We start from the raw sequence: 25,232 nt of genomic DNA, 5'->3' as shown, positions 1-25,232 counted from the left end.
GCCGCCAGCAGCCAGCCCCGCCGGTCAGCGCGGCGGATCCAGTTCGTCCAACAGTGACGGGTCCCGCCGGATCAGCTCGGCCAACCGGGCCGCCGGGTCCGGGGTCAACCCGTCCGGGCCGGGTGCCCAGGCGGGCACCGTCCGGCCGGACAGCGGCCAGGCCGGTGGTGGTTCCACCGGGGCCGCCGGGGGCACCGGCCCGACCGTGACGTCCGGTCCGTCCCAGGAGACCCGCAGCGGGTACGTCCGCCCGGCGTGCTCCACCCCAACGGTCACCACCAACCCGGGGTACGCGCCGACGACCTGACGGACCGCCTCGGCCACCTCCTCGACCGGCCCCCACCCGGCCACCTCGCCCGGGGCGTCCACTCCCGCGTGGCGGGCGTCGTGCCGGCCCGGCCCGGCGTTGCGGGCGTCGCCGCGGCCGAGCCCGGTCTGGCCCGGCGTTGGCCCGGTGTCGTCGCGGTCGTTGACCCGCCGGCGCAGCGCCTCCTCACGCCGGGCCAGCCGGGCCAGCGTCTCGTCCAGGTCGCCCCTCACCAGATCACTCCTTCCCGCCACGGCCGGAGCCGGTCGGCTCAGGCCCTCCTGTCCCGGGTGGCACGGTCCAGCGCACGGTCCAGGACGACCAGCAGGGCGTCCCGCACCGAAAGCCGGTCCCGGGCGTCGAACTGCACCAGGGGAACATGGTCGCCGATGGCCAGTGCCCAGCGGATCTCGCCGAGATCCAGGGCGAGCCGCCCGTCGAAGGCGTTGACCCCGACCACGAACGGCAGCCCGGCCCGCTCGAAGAAGTCGATCGCCGGGAAGCAGTCGTCCAGCCGGGCGCTGTCGACCACCACCAGCGCGCCGAGCGCTCCTCGGGCGAGGTCGTCCCACATGAAGCCGAATCGACTCTGCCCCGGCGTGCCGAACAGGTAGAGCTTCAGGCTGCGGTCGATGGTCACGCAGCCGAAGTCCATCGCCACCGTGGTGGTCGTCTTGGTGGACCGGGCCCCGGGGTCGTCCACGCCGATCCCGGCGCTGGTCATCTCGGCCTCGGTGGTCAGGGGCGCGATCTCGGAGATCGCACCGACGGTGGTGGTCTTGCCCACCCCGAACCCACCGGCAACCAGGATCTTGACCGGGATCGGTGGTGCGGCCGGCCTTCCGACCGGTGGTGGCGTCGCCGCCGGTCCGAACGAGGGCCGGTACGGCGGAGGCGGTGCGGTCGACGGCGGGCCGGTACGCCCGACTGTGGGCCCGGTGCCCGGGGACATGCCGTAACGGGCGGCGGCGCTGTTGCCGGCGACCCCGCCGAGCGGGGCGACCGGCCATTCAGGAGATCGCACGAAGTCCATCAATCACTCGCAGGATGAGGTCGGGGTCGAAGGCATCGTCGGTGACGTGCACGTCCAGGTGTCCGGCGGCCCGTAGGTCACCGACCAGGACCCGGGTCACGCCGAAGTGCAGCCGGGTCCGGGCCGAGATCTCGGCCACCGAGATCGGTTCGGCGCAGAGCGCGATGATCGCCTGGATTTCCGGTGCCAGCAGGGTGCCGGGCGGGCCGGTCCACCAGCCGCTGTCCCTGCGGGCGGTCACCTGCGTCTCCAACCCGATCGCCGGGTCGGCACCCGCCACCCGCCCGGACGTGAGCACGAACGGACGGGGACCGGCAGGGCGGCCATCGCCCTCCTCCGGGTCGGGCAGCGCCGGTGCCACCGCCGTGCCCTCGCCGGTCGGGGGTGGCGTGCGCAAATACGGGCGGATCCGGGCCGTGGGTTCCGGGTCCGGATCCTCGCCGGCGGCGTCGGCGGTCACTGCTGGACGGCGTTCTTCAACTCGACGATCAGGCGCGGGGTCAGGGCGCCACCCGCCCGCCCGGCGAAGAGCGTCATCTCGTACGCGACGGTGCCCAGGTTGGCCGACCGGTCAGCGACCACCCCGAGCACGGAACCACTGCTGATCGCGCTGATCAGCAGGTAGCCGTCGGCCATGTCGACGATCACCCGGTTCAGACCGCCGAGCGCGTACCAACTGGCCGCCCCACCGGCGAGGCTGGTCATCCCGGAGACCACGGCGGCCAACCGCTCCGCGTTGGACCGGTCCTTGATCGCCGACATCGCCATCAGCAGGCCGTCCGACGAGACCGCGATCGCCTCCAGGACCCCGGCGGTGCTGGAGGTGAAGGAGTCCAGCAGCCAGTTGAAGGTGCGGGCCTCCGGGCTGAGGTCCCCACTGGTGCCGGGCTGGCTCTGGTGGTCGACGTTGTCGTGCAGGAAGGGGCTGGTCACCGTGATGATCCTTCTTCGTTCCGGCGGTCTGGGCTGACTTCGCGGAGAGCGCGGGCGACGCCCGCCTCGAACTCGGTGATGAGCTTGCGGACCTCGGCCGGGTCGCCGAGCTGCGTACTGGGCGGTTGGCAGGCCGGAACGACGGTGAGGTTCGCCCCCGGCACCCGTCGGCTCAGCCGGGGCCGGTCCGGTGTGGCCTCGGCCGAACCGCCACCACCCGCCACGGTGGGGCCGACACCCCCCGGCGTGCTCGGCAGGTCGACGTTCAGCTCGGCCCGACGTACGCCGGCCTGGAACGCCTCGACCAGCGCGCGGGCGGCGGCCGGGTCCGCGCCGGTGGCGTCGACCGGCCGGGTCGGTGCGGCGGCGGCGTGCAGGCTGGCCCCGGGCACCCGCTGTCGGACCCGTGGCCCGGCCGGTGTACCAGACCGCTCCGGGCCCTCGGGTGTGGGAACGGCCCGCTCGGGCTGGCCGGCACCGAACGCGTTCCAGGACGGGCCGGCCTCCAGGCTGCGGGTGGCACGGCTGAGCAGGTCCGAGTCGAAACGGGCGGGCGCGGCGACAGCGGTGGTGAGGGACCGAGTGCCGTGGTCGGGGTTGGGCGCTGCCGTACGCCGGTCTCGTGCCGGCACCGCGGCGCGGGCCACCGTGGCCCCGGCCGGGTCGGCGCGGCGCAGCACCAGTGACGTCGACGGGATCTCCAGGTGGGCGGTCACCCCACCACCGGCGGTGGAGGCCAGGCCCACCTCCCAGCCGTGGCGGCGGGCCAACCGTCCCACCACGAAGAGACCGAGCACCTCGGTCGGCGCCAGGTCGAGCCGTTCCCGGCGGGTGAGCCGGGCGTTCTCCTCAGCCAGCCGTTGCTCGCCCATGCCGATGCCGTGGTCCAGCACGGTGATCCGCGCCCCGAGGCCGGCCGCCTCGGCGGCGACCAGCACCCGGGTGTGGGGCGGGGAGAAGACGGTGGCGTTCTCCATCAGCTCGGCCAACGCCAGGATGAGGTCGCCGACCACCGCTGGCGCGGCCGAGATGCCCGCCGGCACCCGCACCTCCACCCGGGTGTAGTCCTCGATCTCGCCGAGCGCCAACCGGACCACGTCGGCCAGCGGCACCGGCGCGGTGTGCGGGTCGGCCCCGGCCGACCCGGAGAGCACCACCAGGCTGCCGGCGTTGCGCCGCAACCGGCTGGAGATGTGGTCGAGCCGGTACAGATGCTCCAGCCGGCCCGGGTCGGCCTCCTGCTGCTCCAGCCGGTCGATCAGCGCGATCTGCCTGCCCACCAGGTTCTGGGTACGCCGCCCCACGTGGCCGAACATCTGCGCCACGTTGCGTCGGCCGGCGACCTGCCGCTCGACCAGTCGCGCCGCGGTGCTCTGCACCCGGTCGAAGGCCCGGGCCAGGTCGCCGATCTCGTCGTTGGCCCGGATGTCCACCGGCTCCAGCCGGACCGGCTGCGGGCTCTCCGCCTCGTCGTCGGTGACCCGGACCAGCTCCGCCTCGGCGACCCGGGCGACCCGGTCGGCCGAGCGGGTCAGTCGGGTCAGCGGTCGGGCCACCGTCCGCGCGACCACCGCGCTGAGCAGCACCACCAGTGCCAGGATCAGCGCCGCCGCGCCACCGACCAGGTACGCGGCGGTCAGTGCCCGCCGCTGCTCGGCGGTCACCTCGGTGAGTACGTCGGCGACCAGCTTCTTCTCCACGAACTGACCGAGCCGGATCATCGTGCGGACGGCCGGGAAGAGCGCGTCCATCGGCACGTCGCGGACCGCGCTGGCCGGGTCCCGGGCGCTGGTGACCAGGAAGTCGGCGCTGGTACGCGCGGCCACCGCCGCGTCGTTGAGCTGGGCCACCTTGAGTTGCTCGGGCGTGATCAGACTGCGGAAGCGCTGACTGTTCACCTGGAGCGCGGCGATGCACGCCACGTATCCGGCGTTGGTGTCCGGGCTGCCGATCGCCTTGACCAGCACGCTCAGGGTGGCGCAGGCACCCAGGCCCTCGTCGGCGCGAAGCAGCCCGTCGAGGGCGAGCACCTGACGGCCCGGCAACGTGTCGGTGTCCACACCGAACGTCAGCCGCAGCGATTCGATCATCCCCATGTTGACCGGGCCGAACGCCTCCATCACCTGGCCCGGGTTCGCGACCCGGGCGAGCACGGCGGTACGCAGGTCGATGAGGCTGGACACGCCGTCCAGCGCGTGGTCGACCCGGTCGGTCAGCGCGTCGCTTCCTCCGGCCCGCAGATCGGCGACCCGGTCGTCCACGTCGGCGGACTTGCGGACCAGCTCGGTGCGTTCGACCCGGCCGAGCAGGTAGCCGACCGAGAGGATGCGTTCCTGTTGGAGGTCCTGCACGAGGCTACCCACCCGGCTGGCGAGGCGTACCCGGTCGGCGGTGTCCCCGGCCCGCTGTGCCGTGGCCACCCGGTCGAGCACCACGGGCACGGCCAGGCCGACCATGCTGAGCAGCGGGATCACCACGAGCAGTGCGAGCTTGCCGCGGATGCGGAGCCTACCGAGCAGCATCGAAAGCCCTCCACTGCGCGGCCTCCGGGCCAGCGACCGCGCCGGCCGGTTGCAGCCCTCGCGGGTCGCCGGCCGCCGGTTGCCAGGGGTCGCCCTGCGAAGGGGTGTCGGGGCTGTCCGCGTGGGTCGCGGCCAGGGCGGCCCGGCGTCGGGCCCGGCGTCCGGCGTTGATCAGCAGCGCGGCGAGCCAGCTCAGCAGCAGCCCGGCGGTCACCCCCGCTCCGATGGTCAGCCAGCGGTCCCGGTCGAGCTCGTCGATGCGCTCGACCAGCAGGGCGTCCAGCTCACCGAGGATGACCGGCTGGAGTTGGCGGGCCGCGCGGTGCGTGTTGAGCCCGGCGGCACTCAACTGTCCCGGGTCCACCGCGCCCGTGCCGTTCGCCGGGGCGGAGTTCACGGCCAGCGCCTCCACCGAGCGTTGGTAGTTGTCCAGCGGGGTGAGCACGTTGGCGCCGAGGTCGGTGCTCTCGGAGCCGTCCACGGCGGAGCGCAGGTTGTCGACGAGGTCGTTGGCGGGGGCCAGGGCGGCCACCCGCAGGCTGGTCAGCTCGATCAGGCCGCGGGGCTGCTCGGCAGCCGGCCGCCGGGCGATCAGCGTGCCCAGGTCGGCGAGCCGGCTGGCGGCCACCACCGCCTCGGGCAGCTCCTGGCCGGCGCTGTCCTGGAGGAAGAAGGAGTCGGGCGCTGGGTCCCGTACCAGCCCGGAGCTCTCCCGGACCTTGCGGTGCAGGGCCAGCAGCAGGTCGGTGACCTCGCTGTACGCCGTGTAGGCGGACTCCGGGTCGGCGGGGCTGCGGTCGCGTAGCGCTTCCAGTTTGGCCCGTACCCCGGCCCAACGTTCCTGGCTGAGCAGCTCGACGCCGATCCGCGCGTCCACCGCGGCGGCCTCCTCGATCGCCCGGTTCAGCGTCTCCCCAGGGATGGGGCGGCCGTTGACCGCGGCGGACTGGGCCTCCACGAGGGCGTCGGTGACCGGGGCCAGAGCACTCAGGTACCGCACGCCGAGTCGTTCCCGGGCGGCCAGGTCCCGGTCGTCGGTGGTCTGCCGCCAGGTGGACGTGAGGAGCAGACCCACCGGTGCCAGCAGCGCCCCGATCAGCACCAGTGGCAGCAGCCGGCCCAGCGTGGACGGCCGTCGACGGGCCCGCGGCGCGGGGACTGTCATGTGTGTGTCTCCTCCGGCGTGGGGCGCGGTCGGCCCGGTGTCGGGTTGGCCGACAAGTCCCGTGCACCGGACCGGAAAACTAACCGAGCCCCCCGCTGATCAGGCCTTGGCTGACGAGTCAGGTTCGCGTCAGTTCGAGTGATGTCACCATTCGTCCGCGTTCCCGGCACGCTCTGTTTCGCCAGTGGGTGTGACATGGAGGGATCGAGATGGATTTCGACCGAAGATCGGAATTCACGGGATCCGAACTCAACTCACTGGACCGCGCCGGACGATGCGCGCTCGCGCCGCACCGGTCACCGATCGGGGCAACCGGACGGACGTACGGCGATTCTCAGTCAACGCTCAGGCGGTGGGCCGTACCGTGTGCCGCATGACATCGCCGTCGCCGGCCGTGTGGTTCCGGCGTGCCCTGCCCACCCGCCGCCGCGCGATCGCCGTGGCGGCGGTCGTTGTGTTGTCGGCCGCAGCTGTGACCTGGGCGGTGTGGCCTAAGGGACCGGGAGTACGCACCGAGAGCGCGATGCTCACCGTCCGCTCTGGACCGTCCGGCGACCAGCCGGTGGACCTGGACACGACCCTTTACCTGCCAAACGACGCCTCGTCCGGTCGGAAGGTGCCGGCGGTGCTGTTGGCACATGGGTTCGGCGGCACGAAGGAGTCGGTGCGCTCCGACGCGGAGGAGTTCGCGGGTCGCGGCTACGCGGTGCTCACCTGGACCGCGCGGGGCTTCGGGCGCAGCGGCGGCGAGATCCACCTGGACAGCCCCGACTACGAGGTGCGCGACGCTCAGCGGCTGCTGGACTGGTTGGCCGCGCGGCCGGAGGTGCGCACCGACGCCGCCGGTGACCCGAAGGTCGGTGTGGTCGGCGGCTCGTACGGTGGCGGGTTGGCACTGCTGCTGGCCGCCCAGGACCGTCGGGTCGACGCGATCGTTCCCATGATCACCTGGAATGACCTGTCCCGAGCCTTCCTGCCGGAGAGCACCGGCGGTGCACCGACCGAGGGTGTGTTCAAGAAGGGCTGGGCTGGCCTCTTCTTCGGTGGTGGCGGCAACGTGGGCTCCGGGCCGGCCGGGCTCTCCGGCGGGACCGCCGCCCAGCCGCAGGGCGCACCGGCGTCGGCCGGTCCGCCCAGCCCCGGGCCGGGCGCGGGCCCGGGCACCGGTCCCGGTGGCGCCCCGGCCGGGGCCGCCGACCCGTCCTGCGGTCGATTCGCCGCCGACGTGTGCGCCGCGTACCTGCGCATCGCCACCACCGGGCGCGCCGATCAGGCCGCCGTGGACCTGCTGCGCCGCTCCAGCCCGGCCTCCGTACTGGACCGGATCAAGGCGCCCACCCTGCTGGTTCAGGGCGAGGCGGACACGCTCTTTCCGCTCGGTGAGGCGGACGCGAACGCGCGCGGCATCGCCGCCGCCGGCACCCCGGTGCGGGTCGCCTGGTTCACCGGTGGGCACGACGGCGGTGCCGGTCCCCGTTCGGACTCGGACCGGGTGAAGTTCCTGACCGTCCAGTGGCTCGACCACTACGTCAAGGGCGAGGGCGAGGCGCCCGGCGACGACTTCACCTGGTCGCGGATCGCCGGCTTCGACGCGCTCGACCGGGGTCTCGTCGCCACCGGCTTCCGTCGCGCCGACTACCCGGGCCTGGCCGGCAACGCCCGTCGGGAGGTCGCGGTCGCCGGCCCGGCCCAGCCGATCGCGAACCCGCCGAACGGCAACCCGGCCGCCATCTCCTCGATCCCGTTCGCCGGCGGGCTCGCCTCGCTGCTCGATGGTGTGGCGGGCGACGTGCCCGGCCAGCACGCCCGGTTCGAGTCGGCGCCGCTGACCGAGGCGGTGGACGTGGCGGGTGCCCCCACGGTCACCCTGCGGGCCGCGTCGCCGACCGGCGAGGCGGTGCTCTTCGTGAAGCTCTACGACGTCGACAAGGACGGCGCGGCCACCCTGCCGAACGGGCTGGTCGCCCCGGTTCGCCTCACCGGCCTGCCGCAGCGGGTGCAGGACGCCCGCCCGGTCACCGTGACGCTGCCCGGGATCGTCCGGCGGGTGGAGGCCGGGCATCGGCTACGCCTGGTGGTGGCCACCTCCGACCAGGCGTACACCACGCCGGCCCAGCCGACCGTCTACACGGTGGCGGCGGACGGCGCGGTCACCCTGCCCACGGTCAGCGGTGAGCCGATCCCCACCACGGCGACGATCTGGCGCTGGGTGCTCGCCGGTCTGCTGGCCGCCATCGCTATCGGCCTCGTCGTGGTCGTCGCCGTGGTCCGTCGCCGGCACCGCCGCCAGGACCGGTCGGTGCATCCGGAGTACGCGGACACCCCGCTGGCCGTGCGCGCACTGCGCAAGGAGTACGCGGACGGCTTCGTCGCGGTGTCGAACGTGGACTTCGAGGTGCACCCCGGTCAGGTGGTGGGTCTGCTGGGGCCGAACGGGGCCGGCAAGACCACCACACTGCGGGTGCTGATGGGGCTGACCCAGCCGACCGCCGGGGAGATCTACGTCTTCGGTCGCCGACTGGTGCCCGGCTCGCCGGTGCTCTCCCGGATCGGCGCCCTGGTGGAGGGGCCCGGCTTCCTGCCGCACCTGTCCGGTCTGGACAACCTGAAGGCGTACTGGCGGGCTACTGGACGGCCGTGGGAGGACGCGCACTTCGACGCGGCGCTGGAGATCGCCGGGCTGGGCGACTCCGTGCACCGGAAGATCAAGAACTACAGCCACGGTATGCGCCAGCGCCTCGCGATCGCCCAGGCGATGCTCGGACTTCCCGAGCTGCTGGTGCTGGACGAGCCGACCGACGGGCTCGACCCGCCGCAGATCGCCGAGATGCGCCGGGTGCTCCAGCGCTACGCCACGGACGGCCGGGCGGTGCTGGTCTCCAGCCACCTGTTGGCCGAGGTGGAGCAGACCTGCACGCACGCGGTGGTGGTGAACAAGGGCCGGATCGTGGCGTCCGGGCCGGTGGAGGAGATCGTGGGCGAGTCGCCGAGTGTGCTCTTCGACGTCACCGACCCGGTCGCGGCGCGGGCGGTGCTGGACCGACTGCACGGGGTCCGGGTGTTGCCGGAGAGCGACGGCCAACTTGTGGTCGACACCAATGGCACGGCCCGCAGCGAGGTGGTGGCCGAGCTGGTGCGCGCCGGCATCGGAGTGGATCGGGTGGTGCCCCGGCGGCGCCTAGAGGACGCGTTCCTCGCCCTGGTGGGCGAGAACTCTCGGGGAAGCGGTGACCGGTGATGGTTGTTTCCGATGCGGGTGAGGCCCGGGGCTACCGGCCGTCGGCCACCATGCCGTTCGCCGCGGAGTTCCGCCGGCAGGCGTCCCGGCGGCGTACCCAGCTGGCGCTCGGTTTCATGGTGCTGCTGCCGCTGATCATCCTGATCGCGTTCCAGTTCAACTCCGGTGGCGACGACGACAACGGCAACAACGAGTTCGCCAGTCTGGTCGAGCTGGCCACCTCCGGCGGGCTCAACTTCACCCTGTTCTCGATTTTCGTGTCGGCGTCGTTCCTGCTGGTCGTGGTCGTCGCGCTGTTCTGCGGCGACACCGTGGCCAGCGAGGCGAGCTGGGGCAGCCTGCGGTACCTGCTGGCGATTCCGGTGCCCCGGGCCCGGTTGTTGACGGTGAAGCTGGTGGTCGCGCTCGCGTACTCGGGACTGGCCCTGCTGCTGTTGGCCGGCACCGCGCTGGTGGCCGGCACCCTGCGCTACGGCTGGTCGCCGCTGCGCAGCACGGTCGCCGCCGAGCTGGAACCCACCGAGGGGTTGCTCCGGTTGCTGGCTGTGCTCGGCTACCTGGCGGTCGTACTGCTGGTGGTGGCCGGGCTGGCGTTCCTGCTGTCGGTGACCACGGACGCCGCGCTGGGCGCGGTGGGTGGTGCGGTGTTGCTGTGGATCCTGTCCAGCATCCTGAACCAGATCACCGCCCTGGGTGCGCTGCGGGACTTTTTGCCCACCCACTTCAGCGACGCCTGGCTGGGGCTGCTCTCCACCCCGGTGCAGACCGACGACGTGGTGCGTGGCTGCATCTCGGCGATCAGCTACGCGACGCTGTTCTGGGGGTTGGCGTTCTGGCGCTTCACCCGTAAGGACATCACGTCGTAGCCGCTGGTCTCACAACCGGCTGTCGGGCGGGCTCACTGACGACGGCACCGCGCTCGGCGCCGGCGGCGGGGCCGGTCGCGTCGGCACCGGCGTGGACGGGTCGGCCTTCTTCCAGGCGCTGACGCCGATCCGGCCGGTGTTGCCCAGGTCGACCGGCCCGTCCGGGTCGACCTCCGCGGCCGGCTGCCCGGCAGCGGGTGCCACCGTCAGAAACTCCCCGTTGGTGGCGACCACGGTCGAATCGGTGACCAGGTTGCGCCAGAGCAACACGGCGGTGGCCCGCTCGTTGGGAGCGAGGGTGACCGGCCGGGGTGGCTGGTCGAAGCCGGAGGTGATCTCCTTGGCGCCGTTGACCACGCGCAGCATGACCGGCTCGCGCTGCTCGTCGAACACGTGCGGCACCGGGTACCCGTTGAGCTGGTAGGGGCGGTCGCCGCAGTTGACCAGCTCCAGGCCGAGGGCGCGCAGGCCCATCGCGGCGTCCGACCCGGTCGACCGGATCTGGACGCCGGACGCCGGGCACGAGGCCAGCGGGTCGGCACTCGCCGGCGTTGTGCTGGATGCGGCCGGCGGCCGGCTCGGGCCGTCCCCGGCCTGGCCCCGATGGTCGGCCGGAGTGCATGCACCGAGCAGGAGAGCCGCCGCGCCCGTCGCGCCCGCCGCGCCCGCCGCGCTGATCCGGCGCCATGCCGCCGCGTCCTGGGAGATCATCCGCCGATCCTCGCCCATGCAGGCGTCCCACCTCCGACCGGCCCCTGTAGAGCTGCCCCAGATGTGGGCCGGCATCACTGCCCCGCCACGCCTCGATCCTGCCGCCGAGTCGATGGGGCCACCCCTCCCGGTGTGCCTTTGGAGCTGAATCGTCTACGACATCACCTGGCAGGTGGGCCGGATCATTTCTCGGCATGTCAGCCATTCGCCCCGCATCTGGGGCAGCTCGACAGGCCGTACGGGAAGGGGTGAGCGCCCACTGTGCGTCGGTGACCGGTACGGCTGCCTCCCAGGCTGCTCGCCACCGTCGTGCTGACCCCAGCGTCGTTTCCGGCAGGGAGCTTCCCGCGTGCGCCGGTGACCGGGCCCACCCGGCCGGCGTGGGGCTCGCGGTCGGCGAACGGGAGCGGTGCGGGTCAGGCCGGCGGGCGGGGGGTGAGTACCGCGTCCAGTAGGCCGGGGTAGAGCTTGTCCAACTCGTCGCGGCGGAGTCGGACCAGACGGCTGGTGCCGGCGGCCCGGGTGCGGGTCAGGCCCGCTTCGCGCAGCACCTTCAGATGGTGGCTGCGGGTCGCCTTGGAGACGCCGAAGTCGAAGCTGCCGCAGGCGGACTCACCGCCCTGGGCGAGTGCCCGGACGATCTGCAGCCGCACGTCGTCGGCGAGTGCGGCCAGCACGGTGGTGACCGGTACGGCAGTCAGATCGGGTTCGTGCGGCTCCATGTGACCAGTGTAACCCTTGTTCGACAATTATCGAACAACACCCTATGGTCGAGTCGCTGGTTCGACGATATTCGAACATTGGAGTTGACGATGCGATCCCGTGCCGCCGCCTATCCGCTGCTCGCCGTGCTCGGCTGGGGAGTGATGTTCCCGGTCCTGGCCAGCGCGCTGACCCGGGTCGATCCGCTCAACCTGACCACCGCCCGTTACCTGTTGGCGGCCGGCATCCTGGTCGCCATCCTGCTGCTCCGCGAGGGTGCCGGCGCGCTGCGGCACGGCGGCCGGGCGGTCGAGGTGGTGGTGCTCGGCGTGGTCGGCTTCGCCGGCTTCAACGTGTTCACCAATTTGGCACTCGCACACGCGGCCCCGCAGCAGATCGCTCTCTTCGTGGCCACCACGCCGGTGATCACCCAGCTCGTCCGCTGGGCCCGTGACGGCGTACGCCCGAAGCCGCTTCTGCTGGCCCTCTCCCTGGTGGCGCTCCTCGGCGTCGGCCTGGTGATCACCCGCGGGAGCCTGGCCGGTCTCGGCCAGTTCGGTCTCGGCGGCCTGATGATGATCGGTGCCGTGCTCGGTTGGGGCATCTACACGCACGGTGCCAGCCGATTCGGCGAGTGGTCACCGCTGCGCTTCACCACCCTGACCGCGCTCGCCGGTACGGCCGCCATGCTGGCCGCGAGCATCGGCGCCGACGCCGTCGGCTGGCAGCACGCGCCGGCCGCCGCCGACCTCGCGGCGGTCGCTCCGCAATTGGCGTACGCCGTGATCGTGGGTGCCGTGATCGCGGTCCTGGCCTGGAACACAGGCGTGCAGCGACTCGGCGCCGCCAATGCCGCGCTGTTCATGAACCTGGTCCCGGTGACCACCTTCGTGGTGCAGATCGCCCGCGGCTACCGGCCGGAGCCCGTCGAACTGGTCGGGGCCGCCGTCACCATCGCCGCGCTGGTCGCCGCGAACCTCGCCACGCGGGCACGGCCGTCGTCGCCGCCCGGAGCGACGGCGGTCACCGACCCGGTCGCGGTGGTCGACCCGGTGGCGGTGGCCACCCGCTGACCCACTTCCTGGGATGCCCGGTGGAGGCCACGGGCACGGTTGCCTAGACTCGACGGCACAACTGCATACCTCATCCAGAGGGGCTGAGGGATACGGCCCGACGACGCCCCGGCAACCACCCCGCGCGCTCACCGCTGAGCGACCCGCGGGGCAGGTGCCAATTCCGTCCCCGCCGCAGGGTGCGATGCGGGGAAAGATGAGAGGACTCCTCGACATGACGTCGACGCTCGCCGCCTCCGGCATCGACACCTCCGCCAGCCCCGCCCGCGCCCTGGTCTGCCGCGCCTGCTCGGCCCGCTACCCGCTCGCCGCCCAGCACGCCTGCTACGAGTGTTTCGGCCCGCTGGAGGTCGACTACGACACCGCCGCACTGGCCACGGTCACCCGGGAGCAGATCGAGGCCGGCCCGCAGAACATCTGGCGGTACGCCGCGCTGCTTCCCGCAGGTCAGGACCCGGCCAGCCGGGTCACCCTCGACCCGGGGCTGACCCCGCTGGTGGCGGCCCCGCACCTCGCCGCCGAACTGGGCATCACCGCGCCGCTCTGGGTCAAGGACGACAGCGCCAACCCCACCCACTCGTTCAAGGACCGGGTCGTGTCGGTGGCGCTCACCGCCGCGAAGGCGCTCGGCTTCACCCGGTTCGCCTGCGCGTCGACCGGTAACCTGGCCAACTCGGTGGCCGCGCACGCCGCCCGCGCCGGGGTGCCCTCGGTGGTCTTCATCCCCAGCGACCTGGAACAGGGCAAGGTCATCACCACGGCCGTCTACGGCGGCGAACTGGTCGCCATCGACGGCTCCTACGACGACGTGAACCGGCTCTGCGGTGAGCTGGTCGAGACCGACGAATTCGAGGACACCGCGTTCGTCAACGTCAACGTCCGGCCGTACTACGCGGAGGGCTCCAAGACGCTCGGCTACGAGGTGGCCGAGCAACTCGGCTGGCGGATCCCGGCGCAGGTGGTCATTCCGATGGCCAGCGGCGAACTGCTCACCAAGATTGACAAGGCGTTCTCCGAGCTGGTCGAGATCGGCCTGGTCGAGGCACCGGACGGCGGCTGGAAGGTCTTCGGCGCGCAGTCGGCAGGCTGCAACCCGATCGCCACCGCGCTGCACGCCGACACCGACACGATCACCCCGGTCAAGCCCACCGGCATCGCCAAGTCACTCAACATCGGCGACCCGGCCGCCGGCCTCTACGCGCTGGAAGCGGTCCGCCGCACCGGCGGTTGGATGGAGTACGCCGACGACGACGAGATCCGCGCCGGCATCCGCCAGCTCGCCCGCACCACCGGGGTCTTCGCCGAGACCGCTGGCGGGGTGACCGTGGCGGTGCTGCGCAAGCTGGTCGAGTCCGGTCGGCTCGACCCGACGGCGGAGACCGTCGTGTTCAACACCGGCGAGGGCCTGAAGACCATCGACGCGGTGGCCGGTCAGGTCGGCCCGACCCACCACATCAAGCCTTCCCTGCGCGCCGCCCGCGACGCGGGCCTCCTCGGCTGAGCCCTCGCGGCCGCCACGCCACGCCCCGCCGCTTGGGGGACGGGGGATCGCCCGGATGGGGGATCGGGTGGATCCGCCGGGTAACTGGCTTTTCGCAGTGAGTGTGGAAAACCCGCCGCTACGGACTTGACGGCAGGAACCGGACGGCGCAAGATGCTCCGTGCGGGAGGGCATTTCGCCGAAGACTTTTGAAGTTCTTGCGACCCAACGCCGGAGGCGTTGTGCGAGTGTCCCTCCCGACCACGTCCGATCGGGCCAGCGAATAATTCGCTGGCCCGATCGCTTTTCCAGGGTGCACGCTCAGCGGCATGAGCATCACGATCGCGTCGTTCGACGGCGCCGACCAGGCTTCGGTCGACGAGGCGTACCGAATCGGGGCGGCGGCCAACGACGTCGATCTGCCGGACTTCCCGCCGTTCTGCCGGCGCCGCTTCGACGCGCTGTTCCACACACCGATGCCCGGCAACGAGTCGCTCTGGGCGCTGGCCCGGCTGGATGGTGTGCCGGCCGGCTACCTCCAACTGGACCTGCCGCAGCTCGACAACACCGACAACGCCACCGTCGAGCTGGTGGTGCGTCCCGAGCTACGGCGGCGGGGCGTCGGCCGGGCACTGCACGAGTACGGGGTGCGCCTGCTCCGCGAGCACCGGCGCAAGCGGGTGGTCGCGATGACCGTCTCCGCGCTGCCCGACGGGCCGGCCCGACCGGTGGCGGGCGACGCGTTCGCCGCCTCGACCGGCGCCCAGGCCGCGTTGGCCGAGGTGCGTCGCCGGCTCGACATCAGTGAGATCGACCGGGTCGCGCTGAGGGCGGCGCTGGCCGAGGCCCGCCCACGAGCCGAGGGCTATCAGTCGGTCTGTTGGCAGGGGGCGACCCCGCAGGAGTACGTCGCGGACATCGCCTACCTGGACGGCCGGCTGCTCATGGACGCGCCCATGGGAGACGTCCAGTGGGAGCCGGAGCAGGTGGACGCTGAGCGCATCCGTGGCAACGAACGGTCATTGGACGCCCGGGGCCGGCGGCGCTACCACCTCGGGATGCGCCATGAGGCGTCCGGGCGGCTGGTCGCCTGGACCCTGCTGGACGTGAGCGCCTCCACCGACTGGCACGCCTTCCAGCAGATCACCATCGTCGATCCGGCCCACCGTGGGCACCGGCTCGGTCTCATCGCCAAGGCGGAGAACCTGCACCACCTGCTCACCCACGAGCCGGCGGTACGCGTCATCGACACCTTCAACGCCGCCAGCAACAGCTACATGGTGGCGATCAACGAGCAGCTCGGCTTCCGCCCGGTGGACGCCTGGAACAACTGGCAGCTCACCCTCTGATCCGGGCGGTCACCCGTTCGGCTGGTCCAATCGTCCGGCCAGCTCACCGACCGCGGCGTGGAAGTCCTCGTCGGGGGTGAACCGGTGTCCCTGCACCGCGGGCGGCACGGTGTCGGTCGGCGGGATGAGCAGTCCTCTGGGATCCCGTACCCGGCGGTCGACCTGGGCTGCCGGACCGTCCGTGGCCGGCGTCGCAGCGAACACCGGCCCACCCACCGCGTCCGTGTACCGCCAGAGGTTGATCCACCGCCAGGACAACCGGTCGCCCAGTTCCCGCAACACCTCGTTGTTGACGTACGCCGGGAAGACCCGGCAGTACCGGTTCCCCAGTGGGGACGCGTAGGTGAGCAGCGCGACCCGCCGCCGGCAGTCATCCGGGAGTTGAAGCACCGTCACCGCGACCAGCACGCTGCCGTGGCTCTGCCCGGACAGCACCACGCCCTCCCCGTCGGCGGTGAGCTGGCTGATCCGGCGGGTCAGCTCGGGGACCGCCCGCTCGACGTAGCAGGGCGGGGCGAACGGGTGCGCGGCGCGCGGCCAGAAGGTGGCCAGGTCCCAGAGCACCCCGACCAGCCGGATCGCGCCGGACCGGTAGGCGACCAGTCCCATTGCGGCGAGGACCAGGGCGAACAGGCCGATCAGCAGGGCTCCGAGGTCGGTCACGAAGACCACCGGACGGGCCAGCGACTCGCCACCGAGCGACAGGGCGAGCGCCCCCGGTCCGAGGCCGATCACCGACAGCCCGGCCGCGGTCAGGGTGAGCGCCGCGAGCACCGCGTACGCGGCAGACAGCAGCGGCCCGAGTCGTTCCGTCTGCCAGGCCCGGATGATCGCGTCCCGGACCGCCCGGGCCCGTTCCGGTGGCACCCGGGACGCTTCCGGGTATTCCCGCCGAACCAGCTTCTCGGCCTCCCGCCGGTGGCGGGCCCGGCCAATCCGGGGTGCGAGCAGCGCCACCACGATCACCACGAGGACCGCCAGCGAGAAGCCCAACGTGACCCACCGGTAGGCGATCGGCGGCGCCAGCGGCGGCGCGTCGGGCGGCAGCGGCCGGGCCGGCGTCGGGCTGGAGCCACGGTCCAGGTACTCGGCGAGGCCGTAGGTGAGCCCCGAGGAGTACGCGACACCCAACCCGATCGCGACCGATATCAACACGGGCGCCCCCACCCCGGTGAGCAGCAAGCGCGGCCGGGGCAGGCGGCGGCGCTGCACCAGGACCACCAGGCTCAACACCGCGAGCAGCGCCATCTGCCCGGCGAAGAGACCGGCGACCAGCACGTCGTACCCCGGCAGCGTCCCCTCAGCCGACCACGGCGGCCGGGGCGTCCCTGCGTACCCCAGGGTCAGTGCGGTGAGCGCGACCGCCGCCCACCGGATTGTCGACGCGCCGATACGGCCCTGCTCGCCGCGCCGCTCTATCGCCGGCCGGCAGAGCAGCACCACCGCGCCGGCGAGCAGCACCACGTCCGCGGCCAGCAGCAGCCAACCGGGCAGGGCGGCGTCGTGCGGAGCCAGGGCCAGCAACAGCGTGACGTTGAGCGTGCCCAGCGCCACCGCGACGTGGACCGAGCGCAGTCGGTGCAGCAGGGTGCGGGTGTCCCAGAAGGCGGGTGTGTCGATCCGATCCGCGCCCACCCCGGGCGCCCGGACGCTGTCCTCGGGGAGTTGCCACGTCCGTGCGCCGAGTCGCCCGGCAACGGCGATCGCGATGATCGGCAGCACGGCCAGCAGCGCGAGGCGCTGGCCCGGCGGCACGCCGGCCAGCCAGGAGATCTCTCGACGCCCCTCCATGCACCTCGGGTAGGCCGCGCACTGCCAGGCGATCAGGTCGAGGGACACCCCGATGCTGGAGAGCACGTACATGGCGGTCATGGTCGCGGCCAGCAGACGGCACACCGACCGCGCGGCGGCACCGCTGCGGCCGGGGACCGGCAGCGTCCAGATCGCGATGTTGCTGAGCATGAACGGCAGCAGCAGAACCAGCGAGAAGGTCCGCGTCGCGGTGCCGCCGGTCAGTCGGCTCCAGCGGTACGCCTCCAGCGTCGCCCCGCCCGGGTCAGCGGGGTCGCCGAAGCCGGGCCGGGGTCGGTAGAAGCCCGCGTCGTCGTTTCCGGCGACCCGCACCACGATGGGTCGGTCGAGGATCATCTCCGGACCCTTGTCGGCCACCCCGTGCACCCGGATCTCGGTGATCCCCACCCGTCGCCCTTTCCTGGCCGGAGCGCGGCGGATACCCGCTGCCGCCCGGACCAATCCCGACCGTCGCGTGGCCTGCCGTGCTGTCGGGCATCGGCGCTTCTGCTCGGTCGCCCGGCTGCGGCATGATGGCGGGCATGACGGAGACCCCGCATCCCCTGTACGACAGGCACGCCGACACCCTCAACCGTGCGCTGACCGCGATCACGGAGCGGGGCTACTGGTCCGCCTATCCCGAGTCCCCCAGCCCCCGCGTGTACGGCGAGACCGCCGCCGCCGACGGTAAGGCCGCCTTCGAGGCGTACCTCGGTGGCGACTTCCCGCTCGACCAGCCGGGCACCGGCGTTCGGGTCGCCACCGAGGCGAGCCCCTTCGGGGTCCAGCTGGCGGTGCGTTACCCGCACGCCGGCACCGACGAGCTGGTCGGCGCCGCCTCCGCCGCGCTGCCGGCGTGGCGCGACGCCGGCACGCAGGCGCGGGTGGGGGTCTGCCTGGAGATCCTCGACCGGCTGCACAAGCACATCTTCGAACTGGCCAACGCGGTGCAGTTCACCAGCGGGCAGGCGTTCGTGATGGCCTTCCAGGCCGGCGGCGCGCACGCGCTGGACCGGGCACTGGAGGCGCTGGCGTACGCGTACGCCGAGATGACCCGGCACCCGGGCACGGCGGGCTGGGAGAAGGCCGCCGGCAAGGGCGACCCGCTGCGGATGACCAAGACGTTCCACGTGGTGCCGCGTGGGGTGGCGCTGGTCATCGGCTGCAACACCTTCCCGACCTGGAATTCGTACCCCGGGCTGTTCGCCTCGCTGGTCACCGGCAACCCGGTGATCGTCAAACCGCACCCGCGCGCGGTGCTGCCGCTGGCCATCACCGTGAGGTACGCCCGGGAGGTTCTCGCCGAGGCCGGCTTCGACCCGAACCTGATCATGCTGGCGGCCGAGGCGCCCGGCGAGAAGCTCGCCAGCGACCTGGCCCTGCACCGCTCCATCAGGATCGTCGACTTCACCGGCTCCACCGAGTACGGCGACTGGCTGGAGACGCACGCCCGGCAGGCCTCGGTCTACACCGAGAAGGCCGGCCTGAACACCGTCGTCATCGACTCCACCGACGACTTCGCCGGCATGTGCCGCAACCTCGGTTTCACGCTGACCCTCTACAGCGGGCAGATGTGCACCACCTCGCAGAACATCCTCATCCCCGCCGGGGGCATCGAGACCGACCAGGGGCACAAGAGCTTCGACGAGGTGGCCGGCGGGATCGCCGCCGCCGTCGGCAAGCTCACCGCTGACCCGGCCCGGGGCGTGGAGCTGACCGGCGCCATCGTCAACGACGGGGTGCTGGAGCGGCTGGCCGAGGTGACCAAGGTCGGTGAACCGGTGCTGGAGTCGCGATCCGTGACCCACCCGTCGTACGCCGACGCGGTGGTGCGTACCCCGACGATCGTGAAGCTGGCCGCGGACGACGCCGAGACGTACGGCCGGGAGTGGTTCGGGCCGATCTCGTTCGCCATCGCGACCGACTCCACCGCGCACAGCCTGGAGCTGCTGCGCCGGACGGTCGGGGAGAAGGGCGCGCTTACCGCCGGGGTCTACTCGACCGACGAGTCGGTGCTGGACGCGACCGAGGCGGTGGCGGTCGAGGTCGGGGTGCACCTGTCCTGCAACCTGACCGGTGGGGTTTTCGTCAACCAGTCGGCGGCCTTCTCCGACTTCCACGGAAGCGGGGCCAACGCGGCGGCCAACGCAGCGCTGACGGATGGCGCGTACGTAGCCAACCGCTTCCGCATCGTCCAGTCCCGGCGTCACGTCTGACGTGCGGTGATCAAGAGGTTTGCGTCAGCGGCGGCGCTCTCCTTGACGCAAACCTCTTGATCGCCAGGCTGGTCTCAGGCTGGGCGGCGCATCTGTAGCTCGGTCAGGGCTGGGATGGTGGGGTGGGGGACCCGTACGCCGGTGTCCTCGAAGCCCAGCCGTTGGTAGGCGCGGTAGGCGCGGTCGTTGCCGACCACCACCTCCAGCAGCAGCTCCGGCCGGCCACAGGCCCGGGACCAGGCGGCCACCTCGTCGATCAGCTCACCGAGCAGGCCGCTGCCCCGCCACGCCGGCGTGACGTAGACCGCATAGATGACGGTCAGCCCGACCTCGCGCGGCGCGACCGTGCCACCAGCGTGCCCGACGAACCGGCCGCCGGGATCCGCCACGAACTGCGCGGTGTCCGCGCCGCGCGAGGTGTACGCCACCCGCGCGGCGTACTCGGCGTGGGATCGGGCCGCCGCGTCGGCGATCGTCTCCAGGAAGGCCAGCGGCGCGTCGGCGAGCATCTCCAGGCGCAGCGCCCGCATCCGAGCGGCGTCCTCCGGCCGAACCCGGCGGATCTGCGCCTGCCGCAGGGCGGGCGAGCCCGTGTTGGTGGTCATGTCCGCATGCCTACCACAGGGGCGGACGTTGTTCCCGGCCGAGCCCGCGCCCGCGCACCGTCGCCGGCAGCGCGGATCTCGACGTTCTGCTCCGGGGTCTGTGCGCCTGGTGGGGAGGTCTCGTGCGCTCGCCCGCCGCCATCCATAATCGTGAATCCGGCAGGTCGGAGACCCGGCCTGTCGGTGGGGTCGAGGCGCCTTGAAATATGCCCGATTTGTGGCCGTGCACGGCCGTCACTCCTCGTGTAGCGTGCGATTTCGGTCACCTGTTTCAGCGGCCGTCATCGATCGCTGGGGCGGTGGTCCGAGGGCGCCCGGCCGTGCCGTGCGCCGGTTCAGGCAACGCCGCGCAAAGTGAGGGAAGTGAACCGTGGCACAGGGCACCGTGAAGTGGTTCAACGCCGAGAAGGGCTACGGCTTCATCGCCGTCGACGGCGGTCAGGACGTGTTCGTTCACTTCTCCGCGATCGAGATGGATGGCTACAAGGCGCTGGACGACGGCCAGCGGGTGGAGTTCGAGATCGCCCAGGGCCAGAAGGGCCCGCAGGCGGAGCGCGTACGCGTCATCGCCTGAGATCCCTTCCCCGATCGGCCCCGCGCGTCGGGGCTGCGGCGCGGGCGCGCAGCCGGGAGGATCGTGAACCGTTCCAGCCGATGCTGAGGAGCGTTCATGACCGACCAGCCACCCCCGCCCACCCCACCCCCCGGGCCGGGGGAGTCGGGCCCGTTCGACCCGGCCTCGCCCGCCGGCGGTTCCGGCGCGACGCCGGGCGCCCAGCCCGCCTCTGAGTCGCCGCCCGACCCGACGCAGGGTTGGGGTCAAACGGGTCCCGCCGGCCCGCCGCCCGGCTGGGATCCCGCGCAGGCTGCCTGGGGTACGCCCGGTCCGCCGCCCCAGGGTTGGGTGTTCCCACCGACCGGCGGCTACCCACCCGGCGTCGGCCCCTACGGGGGCGGCTACCCACCCGGCGTCGGCCCCTACGGGGGCGGCTACCCACCCGGCGCCGGCCCCTACGGCGGGCAGCCGTGGTATCCGGGGCCGCCGGTTGGCTGGTACCCGCCGGGTTACGGGCTCGACCCGAACGACCCCCTGGTCACACCGCCCGGTGCCGGTCTCGGGGGGTGGTTCAACCGGTGCGGGGGAGCACTGCGCCGGGGCTGGCGGCAGTTGCTGCCCATCATGCTGCTCAGCCAGGTGTTGCCCGCGGCGGTGCTCTCGGTGATCTCCCTCGGGGTGGACCCGTCGGCGAACTGGGCCGCCCAGGCCGAGGCGAATCCGAACGCCGTGCTGCCGGACAATTTCGCCGCCGAGTTGGGGAGCCTCCTCGTCGTGCTGGTCGGCGGCAGCCTGTTGGTCGGGCTGGTGCAGGCCGTCGGGTGGGCCGCCGGCAGCTGGGTGATCACCCAGCAGGCGGCCGGCCAGCCGGCCGGCCTCGAATCCGCGCTGCGCTACGGCCTCCGTCGGGCGCTCGGGCTCTGGGGCTGGACCCTGCTGATCAGCGTGCTCGTCGGCATCGGCGTCTGCTTCTGCGTGCTGCCGGGCATCTACCTGGCGTTCGCGCTGAGCATGGCCGGCCCGGTCTATCTCTTCGAACGCCGGAACCCGATCGGTCGATCGTTCCGGATGTTCCACGACCGGCTCGGCCTGCTGCTCGGTCGGGTGGCCCTGGTGGCCCTGGCGGTGATCGTCGGCACCCTGATCCCCGGTTTCCTGGAAGGGGTGGGCACCTCCGCGTTCGGTGTGGATCCCCTCGCGTCGCCGGGTGCGGCGGTCGGTGCGGTGGCGGTGATCGGGGTCACGGCGGCGCTGGCCCTGCCGGCCCACCTCGCGCAGATGATCGGTCTGCTGGTGACGTACGCCGAGCAGCGGGCCCATGAGGCACCGGTGAACACTGCCGGGCTGGCTGCGGAACTCGGCTGAGCGGCGTCATCGTGCTTGCACTCGGCAGGGGAGAGTGCTAAACAAGTCATTGGCACTCGCATACCGTGAGTGCCAATGGTCGGGACGGTGGGGCCAGGTTGCGCCGGCATGGAGACGCCGGGGCAGCACATGGCCGGTCGTCGCGGGCTATCCGGCCCGGCCGAAGGACGTCGTCGTCGCCAGGTGGCGACGTCCCAAGGTGCGTACACCAGGCGGCCCATCCGGGGGCACACATCTCGGGTGGCCCGTGAGTGTCCAGGAGGACAACGCCGTATGGCCAAGATGATCGCGTTCGACGAAGAGGCGCGCCGCGGCCTCGAGCGGGGCATGAACCAGCTCGCCGACGCCGTAAAGGTGACCCTCGGCCCGAAGGGCCGCAACGTGGTGCTCGAGAAGAAGTGGGGTGCCCCCACCATCACCAACGATGGTGTGAGCATCGCCAAGGAGATCGAGCTCGAGGACCCGTACGAGAAGATCGGCGCTGAGCTGGTCAAGGAGGTCGCGAAGAAGACCGACGACGTTGCCGGTGACGGCACGACGACGGCGACCGTCCTGGCCCAGGCCCTGGTTCGCGAGGGCCTGCGCAACGTGGCCGCTGGCGCCAACCCGATGGCCCTGAAGCGGGGCATCGAGGCTGCGGTCGCGAGCGTCTCGGAGGAGCTGTCCAAGCTCGCCAAGGACGTCGAGACCAAGGAGCAGATCGCCTCCACCGCCTCCATCTCCGCTGGCGACAGCACCGTCGGCGAGATCATCGCCGAGGCGATGGACAAGGTCGGCAAGGAAGGCGTCATCACCGTCGAGGAGAGCAACACCTTCGGGCTGGAGCTGGAGCTCACCGAGGGTATGCGCTTCGACAAGGGCTACATCTCGGCCTACTTCATGACCGACCCGGAGCGTATGGAGGCCGTCTTCGACGACCCGTACATCCTGATCGCCAACAGCAAGATCTCGTCGGTGAAGGACCTGCTCCCGATCCTGGAGAAGGTCATGCAGTCGGGCAAGCCGCTGCTGATCATCGCCGAGGACCTGGAGGGCGAGGCCCTGGCCACCCTGGTGGTCAACAAGGTTCGGGGCACCTTCAAGTCGGTCGCCGTCAAGGCGCCGGGCTTCGGTGACCGCCGCAAGGCCATGCTGACCGACATCGCCATCCTCGCCGGTGGCCAGGTCATCAGCGAGGAGGTCGGCCTCAAGCTCGACGCCGCCAGCCTCGACATGCTGGGCCGCGCCCGCAAGGTCGTGGTGACCAAGGACGAGACCACCATCGTCGACGGTGCCGGTGACGCCGAGCAGATCCAGGGCCGGGTCAACCAGATCCGGGCCGAGATCGACAAGAGCGACTCCGACTACGACCGGGAGAAGCTGCAGGAGCGGCTGGCCAAGCTGGCCGGCGGCGTTGCGGTCATCAAGGTCGGCGCGGCCACCGAGGTCGAGCTCAAGGAGCGCAAGCACCGCATCGAGGACGCCGTTCGCAACGCGAAGGCCGCCGTCGAGGAGGGCATCGTCCCGGGTGGTGGTGTCGCGCTGGTGCAGGCCGGCAAGACCGCCTTCGACAAGCTCGACCTGGTTGGCGACGAGGCGACCGGCGCGAACATCGTCAAGGTCGCGCTGGACGCCCCGCTGCGGCAGATCGCCGTCAACGCCGGCCTCGAGGGCGGCGTCGTGGTGGAGAAGGTCCGTAACCTCGAATCGGGTCACGGCCTCAACGCCGCCAACGGCGAGTACGTCGACCTGCTGGCCGCGGGCATCATCGACCCGGCCAAGGTGACGCGCTCGGCGCTGCAGAACGCCGCTTCCATCGCGGCGCTGTTCCTCACCACCGAGGCCGTTGTCGCGGACAAGCCGGAGAAGACCCCGGCTGCCCCGGCTGGCCCGGGTGGCGGGGACATGGACTTCTGAGTCCAGATCCGACACAGAACGGGGCGGGCCGCTGACGCGGTCCGCCCCGTTCGTCGTCAGGTCGGTAGTGGGCGCTGGTTGCGCCGCTTCTGCGCCCGGTCGTACGGCGGAAGCAGTTGGATCGGCGCGTCCACCATCTCCTGCGGTTCTTCGACCATCGCCGGCTCGCCATCGGTGGTCATCTCGGCCAGTTGCTCGGCGTCGCCGTAGTCGAGCCGGTCGAACGGGAGTTGGCCAGGAAGTTCCCCGACCGGTTTCCAGGTGATCGGCGGGCCGTCCTCGGTCTGGTCGTCATCCGTGGTCATGGCTGCCTCCTCTACCAAAACGGTAGGGGGCGTCGATGGGCGATGCGGGCGAATGGCGCTATCTGGGTCTATATCCCATTCGCCCCTTTATTCTGCGCCGACAGCCCGCCGGTACAGAAAGAAGACCCGCTCGATCCGGGCACCCGCGCTGCCCGAGTAGAACGGCACCGGCCCCACCCAGCCGATCTGCGCCCGGTCCAGCCCCGCCGCCCGCTGGTCCCGCAGGCAGCGCCGCAGCAGCACCCCACCGATGCCCGACCCCTCGGCGGTCGGCGCGGTGCCCATCGGCCCGAACCAGCTCGGCCGGGACGACCCGTACGCGGCGAAGCCGAGCACCTCGCCACCTCGTTCCGCGAGGTGACAACCGGCGCCGGCACGACCCACCGACCCGGCCAACTCGCCGTCCCATGCGCCACCGAAGGTGGACCGGGCGAACGCGGTCAGAGCCGGCAGATCCGCTGGCTCCGCCCGGCGTACGGTGACGCCCTGATCGGCCAGCCGCCGCTCCGCCGCCTCGGTGGACCGCAGCGCCGCCGACCCGTCGTACGACAGGTCGGCGGTCATGTTCCAGGCCGTCCGGTCCTGCTGGTAGCCCAGGGCGAGGGCGGCGCAGACCGCTGGCGTGTAGCGAACGTCGATGCCCGGCCATGCGTAGTACGGCGGGTTCCCGGCCAGCAGCACCTCGGTCACCCCGCGCTCGGCGAGCACCCGCTCGGCACGCTGGAGCAGCGCTCGGCCGACACCCCGGCGGCGCCGATCCGGGAGCACCGCGACCAGGTCCACGTGCCCGATGCCCGGCTCGGTCGACGACACCGAGCAGAGGAGTACCCCGACCAGATCCCCACCCTGGTACGCGCCCAGCGCGACCACCGGTCGGTCGGCGGCGGCCCGGGGCCAGAGCACGTCCACGATGGGAGCCGCCTCGGCGGCGTCCTCGGGTAGGTCGAGAGCCTGCTCGCAGAGCCGTACCACGGTGGGGACCAGGTCGGGGGTCAGGTCGGTGACGGTGATCTCGGCGTCCATGGTGGCCGACCTTAGATCACCGCGGGTCGGCCCGCGCTCCCGCCCATCGTGTATAGGAAGGAACCTTTCCGGTAGGAGGTGCCCTTGCTCATCGCT

General features: G+C 72.1%; 21 protein-coding genes and 1 riboswitch. Of the genes, 9 read left to right on the top strand and 12 right to left on the bottom strand.

What is annotated here, in order from left to right:
* Window positions 1–24: 24 nt before the first annotated feature.
* Genes ACQEUX_RS25335 through ACQEUX_RS25310 form a run of 6 tightly spaced genes read right to left on the bottom strand, consistent with a single transcriptional unit; the run spans window position 25 to window position 5,960 of the window.
* Window positions 25–540 (bottom strand): hypothetical protein, encoded by a 516-nt coding sequence (locus ACQEUX_RS25335; protein WP_433053142.1) that lies wholly within the window; start codon window positions 538–540, stop codon window positions 25–27.
* A 38-nt stretch (window positions 541–578) separates the two neighbouring features.
* The gene (locus ACQEUX_RS25330; RefSeq protein ID WP_433053139.1) at window positions 579–1,340 is read right to left on the bottom strand and encodes a GTP-binding protein; all 762 of its coding nucleotides are present in this window, start codon (window positions 1,338–1,340) and stop codon (window positions 579–581) included.
* Complete coding sequence (locus ACQEUX_RS25325; RefSeq protein WP_433053136.1) at window positions 1,318–1,800, bottom strand: DUF742 domain-containing protein; 483 nt, start codon at window positions 1,798–1,800, stop codon at window positions 1,318–1,320. The genes ACQEUX_RS25330 and ACQEUX_RS25325 overlap by 23 nt, the downstream gene beginning before the upstream one ends.
* Window positions 1,797–2,273 carry a roadblock/LC7 domain-containing protein gene (locus ACQEUX_RS25320; RefSeq protein ID WP_433053133.1) on the bottom strand — a complete coding sequence of 159 codons (477 nt, stop codon included), beginning with the start codon at window positions 2,271–2,273 and terminating at the stop codon, window positions 1,797–1,799. The genes ACQEUX_RS25325 and ACQEUX_RS25320 overlap by 4 nt, the downstream gene beginning before the upstream one ends.
* Entirely contained in the window at window positions 2,270–4,795 is a 2,526-nt protein-coding gene (locus ACQEUX_RS25315) for a nitrate- and nitrite sensing domain-containing protein (RefSeq protein ID WP_433053130.1), read from the bottom strand. The genes ACQEUX_RS25320 and ACQEUX_RS25315 overlap by 4 nt, the downstream gene beginning before the upstream one ends.
* Window positions 4,782–5,960, bottom strand: coding sequence for a hypothetical protein (locus tag ACQEUX_RS25310; protein WP_433053127.1), 1,179 nt, complete (start codon window positions 5,958–5,960; stop codon window positions 4,782–4,784). The genes ACQEUX_RS25315 and ACQEUX_RS25310 overlap by 14 nt, the downstream gene beginning before the upstream one ends.
* Window positions 5,961–6,333: 373 nt before the next feature.
* On the opposite strand from ACQEUX_RS25310, the gene ACQEUX_RS25305 reads away from it, so the two are divergent.
* Window positions 6,334–9,198, top strand: coding sequence for an alpha/beta fold hydrolase (locus ACQEUX_RS25305; protein ID WP_433053124.1), 2,865 nt, complete (start codon window positions 6,334–6,336; stop codon window positions 9,196–9,198).
* On the top strand, window positions 9,198–10,064 hold the full coding sequence (locus tag ACQEUX_RS25300; RefSeq protein WP_433053121.1) for an ABC transporter permease: 867 nt from the start codon (window positions 9,198–9,200) through the stop codon (window positions 10,062–10,064). The genes ACQEUX_RS25305 and ACQEUX_RS25300 overlap by 1 nt, the downstream gene beginning before the upstream one ends.
* Before the next feature lie 9 nt (window positions 10,065–10,073).
* Here ACQEUX_RS25300 and ACQEUX_RS25295 read toward each other — a convergent pair whose 3' ends face one another.
* Complete coding sequence (locus ACQEUX_RS25295) at window positions 10,074–10,775, bottom strand: DUF4232 domain-containing protein (protein WP_433053118.1); 702 nt, start codon at window positions 10,773–10,775, stop codon at window positions 10,074–10,076.
* A 416-nt stretch (window positions 10,776–11,191) separates the two neighbouring features.
* The gene (locus ACQEUX_RS25290; protein WP_433053115.1) at window positions 11,192–11,497 is read right to left on the bottom strand and encodes an ArsR/SmtB family transcription factor; all 306 of its coding nucleotides are present in this window, start codon (window positions 11,495–11,497) and stop codon (window positions 11,192–11,194) included.
* 90 nt (window positions 11,498–11,587) lie between these two features.
* On the opposite strand from ACQEUX_RS25290, the gene ACQEUX_RS25285 reads away from it, so the two are divergent.
* The 3 genes from ACQEUX_RS25285 (at window position 11,588) to ACQEUX_RS25275 (ending at window position 15,379) form a co-directional block, all read left to right on the top strand.
* Window positions 11,588–12,550, top strand: a complete 963-nt coding sequence (locus ACQEUX_RS25285) for a DMT family transporter (protein ID WP_433053112.1) — start codon at window positions 11,588–11,590, stop codon at window positions 12,548–12,550.
* Window positions 12,551–12,617: 67 nt separating this feature from the next.
* Window positions 12,618–12,753: riboswitch (SAM riboswitch) on the top strand.
* An 11-nt stretch (window positions 12,754–12,764) separates the two neighbouring features.
* Window positions 12,765–14,051 carry a threonine synthase gene (gene thrC / locus ACQEUX_RS25280; RefSeq protein WP_433053109.1) on the top strand — a complete coding sequence of 429 codons (1,287 nt, stop codon included), beginning with the start codon at window positions 12,765–12,767 and terminating at the stop codon, window positions 14,049–14,051.
* Window positions 14,052–14,359: 308 nt separating this feature from the next.
* Window positions 14,360–15,379: a GNAT family N-acetyltransferase gene (locus ACQEUX_RS25275; RefSeq protein WP_433053106.1), complete on the top strand. Its 1,020-nt coding sequence runs from the start codon at window positions 14,360–14,362 to the stop codon at window positions 15,377–15,379.
* A gap of 9 nt (window positions 15,380–15,388) precedes the next feature.
* Here ACQEUX_RS25275 and ACQEUX_RS25270 read toward each other — a convergent pair whose 3' ends face one another.
* Window positions 15,389–17,578 (bottom strand): hypothetical protein, encoded by a 2,190-nt coding sequence (locus ACQEUX_RS25270; RefSeq protein WP_433053103.1) that lies wholly within the window; start codon window positions 17,576–17,578, stop codon window positions 15,389–15,391.
* 134 nt (window positions 17,579–17,712) lie between these two features.
* Between ACQEUX_RS25270 and paaN the strand changes: the two genes are divergently transcribed.
* Window positions 17,713–19,386: a phenylacetic acid degradation protein PaaN gene (gene paaN / locus ACQEUX_RS25265; protein WP_433053100.1), complete on the top strand. Its 1,674-nt coding sequence runs from the start codon at window positions 17,713–17,715 to the stop codon at window positions 19,384–19,386.
* A 74-nt stretch (window positions 19,387–19,460) separates the two neighbouring features.
* Here the strand turns inward: paaN and ACQEUX_RS25260 are convergent, their stop codons facing one another.
* Entirely contained in the window at window positions 19,461–19,991 is a 531-nt protein-coding gene (locus tag ACQEUX_RS25260; RefSeq protein WP_433053097.1) for an N-acetyltransferase family protein, read from the bottom strand.
* 370 nt (window positions 19,992–20,361) lie between these two features.
* Between ACQEUX_RS25260 and ACQEUX_RS25255 the strand changes: the two genes are divergently transcribed.
* The 3 genes from ACQEUX_RS25255 to groL all read left to right on the top strand — a co-directional run bounded on the left by ACQEUX_RS25255 (window position 20,362) and on the right by groL (window position 23,808).
* A complete protein-coding gene (locus ACQEUX_RS25255; RefSeq protein ID WP_013288855.1) occupies window positions 20,362–20,565 on the top strand; it encodes a cold-shock protein in 204 nt (67 codons plus the stop codon).
* Window positions 20,566–20,661: 96 nt separating this feature from the next.
* On the top strand, window positions 20,662–21,912 hold the full coding sequence (locus ACQEUX_RS25250) for a hypothetical protein (RefSeq protein WP_433053093.1): 1,251 nt from the start codon (window positions 20,662–20,664) through the stop codon (window positions 21,910–21,912).
* A 273-nt stretch (window positions 21,913–22,185) separates the two neighbouring features.
* Window positions 22,186–23,808: a chaperonin GroEL gene (groL, locus tag ACQEUX_RS25245; protein ID WP_145778699.1), complete on the top strand. Its 1,623-nt coding sequence runs from the start codon at window positions 22,186–22,188 to the stop codon at window positions 23,806–23,808.
* Between the two features lie 56 nt (window positions 23,809–23,864).
* On the opposite strand, the gene ACQEUX_RS25240 is transcribed toward groL, so the two are convergent.
* Both ACQEUX_RS25240 and ACQEUX_RS25235 read right to left on the bottom strand, forming a co-directional pair.
* Window positions 23,865–24,113, bottom strand: a complete 249-nt coding sequence (locus ACQEUX_RS25240; RefSeq protein ID WP_433053090.1) for a hypothetical protein — start codon at window positions 24,111–24,113, stop codon at window positions 23,865–23,867.
* An 87-nt stretch (window positions 24,114–24,200) separates the two neighbouring features.
* A complete protein-coding gene (locus ACQEUX_RS25235) occupies window positions 24,201–25,136 on the bottom strand; it encodes a GNAT family N-acetyltransferase (protein ID WP_433053087.1) in 936 nt (311 codons plus the stop codon).
* Window positions 25,137–25,232: the final 96 nt, after the last annotated feature.

It is taken from the genome of Micromonospora sp. CA-259024 (genome assembly GCF_050936255.1).
GTDB lineage: Bacteria > Actinomycetota > Actinomycetes > Mycobacteriales > Micromonosporaceae > Micromonospora.
Note: the sequence above shows the minus strand (reverse complement) of the source record. Positions and strands in the feature narration are given on the sequence as shown.

What these genes read in the sequence shown, in the direction of transcription:
- ACQEUX_RS25315 (WP_433053130.1), bottom strand. Translation starts at nt 4,795, where the DNA reads ATGCTGCTCGGTAGGCTCCGCATCCGCGGCAAGCTCGCACTGCTCGTG.
- ACQEUX_RS25275 (WP_433053106.1), top strand. Translation starts at nt 14,360, where the DNA reads ATGAGCATCACGATCGCGTCGTTCGACGGCGCCGACCAGGCTTCGGTC.
- groL (WP_145778699.1), top strand. Translation starts at nt 22,186, where the DNA reads ATGGCCAAGATGATCGCGTTCGACGAAGAGGCGCGCCGCGGCCTCGAG.
- ACQEUX_RS25240 (WP_433053090.1), bottom strand. Translation starts at nt 24,113, where the DNA reads ATGACCACGGATGACGACCAGACCGAGGACGGCCCGCCGATCACCTGG.
- thrC (WP_433053109.1), top strand. Translation starts at nt 12,765, where the DNA reads ATGACGTCGACGCTCGCCGCCTCCGGCATCGACACCTCCGCCAGCCCC.
- ACQEUX_RS25310 (WP_433053127.1), bottom strand. Translation starts at nt 5,960, where the DNA reads ATGACAGTCCCCGCGCCGCGGGCCCGTCGACGGCCGTCCACGCTGGGC.
- ACQEUX_RS25305 (WP_433053124.1), top strand. Translation starts at nt 6,334, where the DNA reads ATGACATCGCCGTCGCCGGCCGTGTGGTTCCGGCGTGCCCTGCCCACC.
- ACQEUX_RS25260 (WP_433053097.1), bottom strand. Translation starts at nt 19,991, where the DNA reads ATGACCACCAACACGGGCTCGCCCGCCCTGCGGCAGGCGCAGATCCGC.
- ACQEUX_RS25235 (WP_433053087.1), bottom strand. Translation starts at nt 25,136, where the DNA reads ATGGACGCCGAGATCACCGTCACCGACCTGACCCCCGACCTGGTCCCC.
- ACQEUX_RS25285 (WP_433053112.1), top strand. Translation starts at nt 11,588, where the DNA reads ATGCGATCCCGTGCCGCCGCCTATCCGCTGCTCGCCGTGCTCGGCTGG.
- paaN (WP_433053100.1), top strand. Translation starts at nt 17,713, where the DNA reads ATGACGGAGACCCCGCATCCCCTGTACGACAGGCACGCCGACACCCTC.
- ACQEUX_RS25295 (WP_433053118.1), bottom strand. Translation starts at nt 10,775, where the DNA reads ATGATCTCCCAGGACGCGGCGGCATGGCGCCGGATCAGCGCGGCGGGC.
- ACQEUX_RS25300 (WP_433053121.1), top strand. Translation starts at nt 9,198, where the DNA reads ATGGTTGTTTCCGATGCGGGTGAGGCCCGGGGCTACCGGCCGTCGGCC.
- ACQEUX_RS25250 (WP_433053093.1), top strand. Translation starts at nt 20,662, where the DNA reads ATGACCGACCAGCCACCCCCGCCCACCCCACCCCCCGGGCCGGGGGAG.
- ACQEUX_RS25330 (WP_433053139.1), bottom strand. Translation starts at nt 1,340, where the DNA reads ATGGACTTCGTGCGATCTCCTGAATGGCCGGTCGCCCCGCTCGGCGGG.
- ACQEUX_RS25290 (WP_433053115.1), bottom strand. Translation starts at nt 11,497, where the DNA reads ATGGAGCCGCACGAACCCGATCTGACTGCCGTACCGGTCACCACCGTG.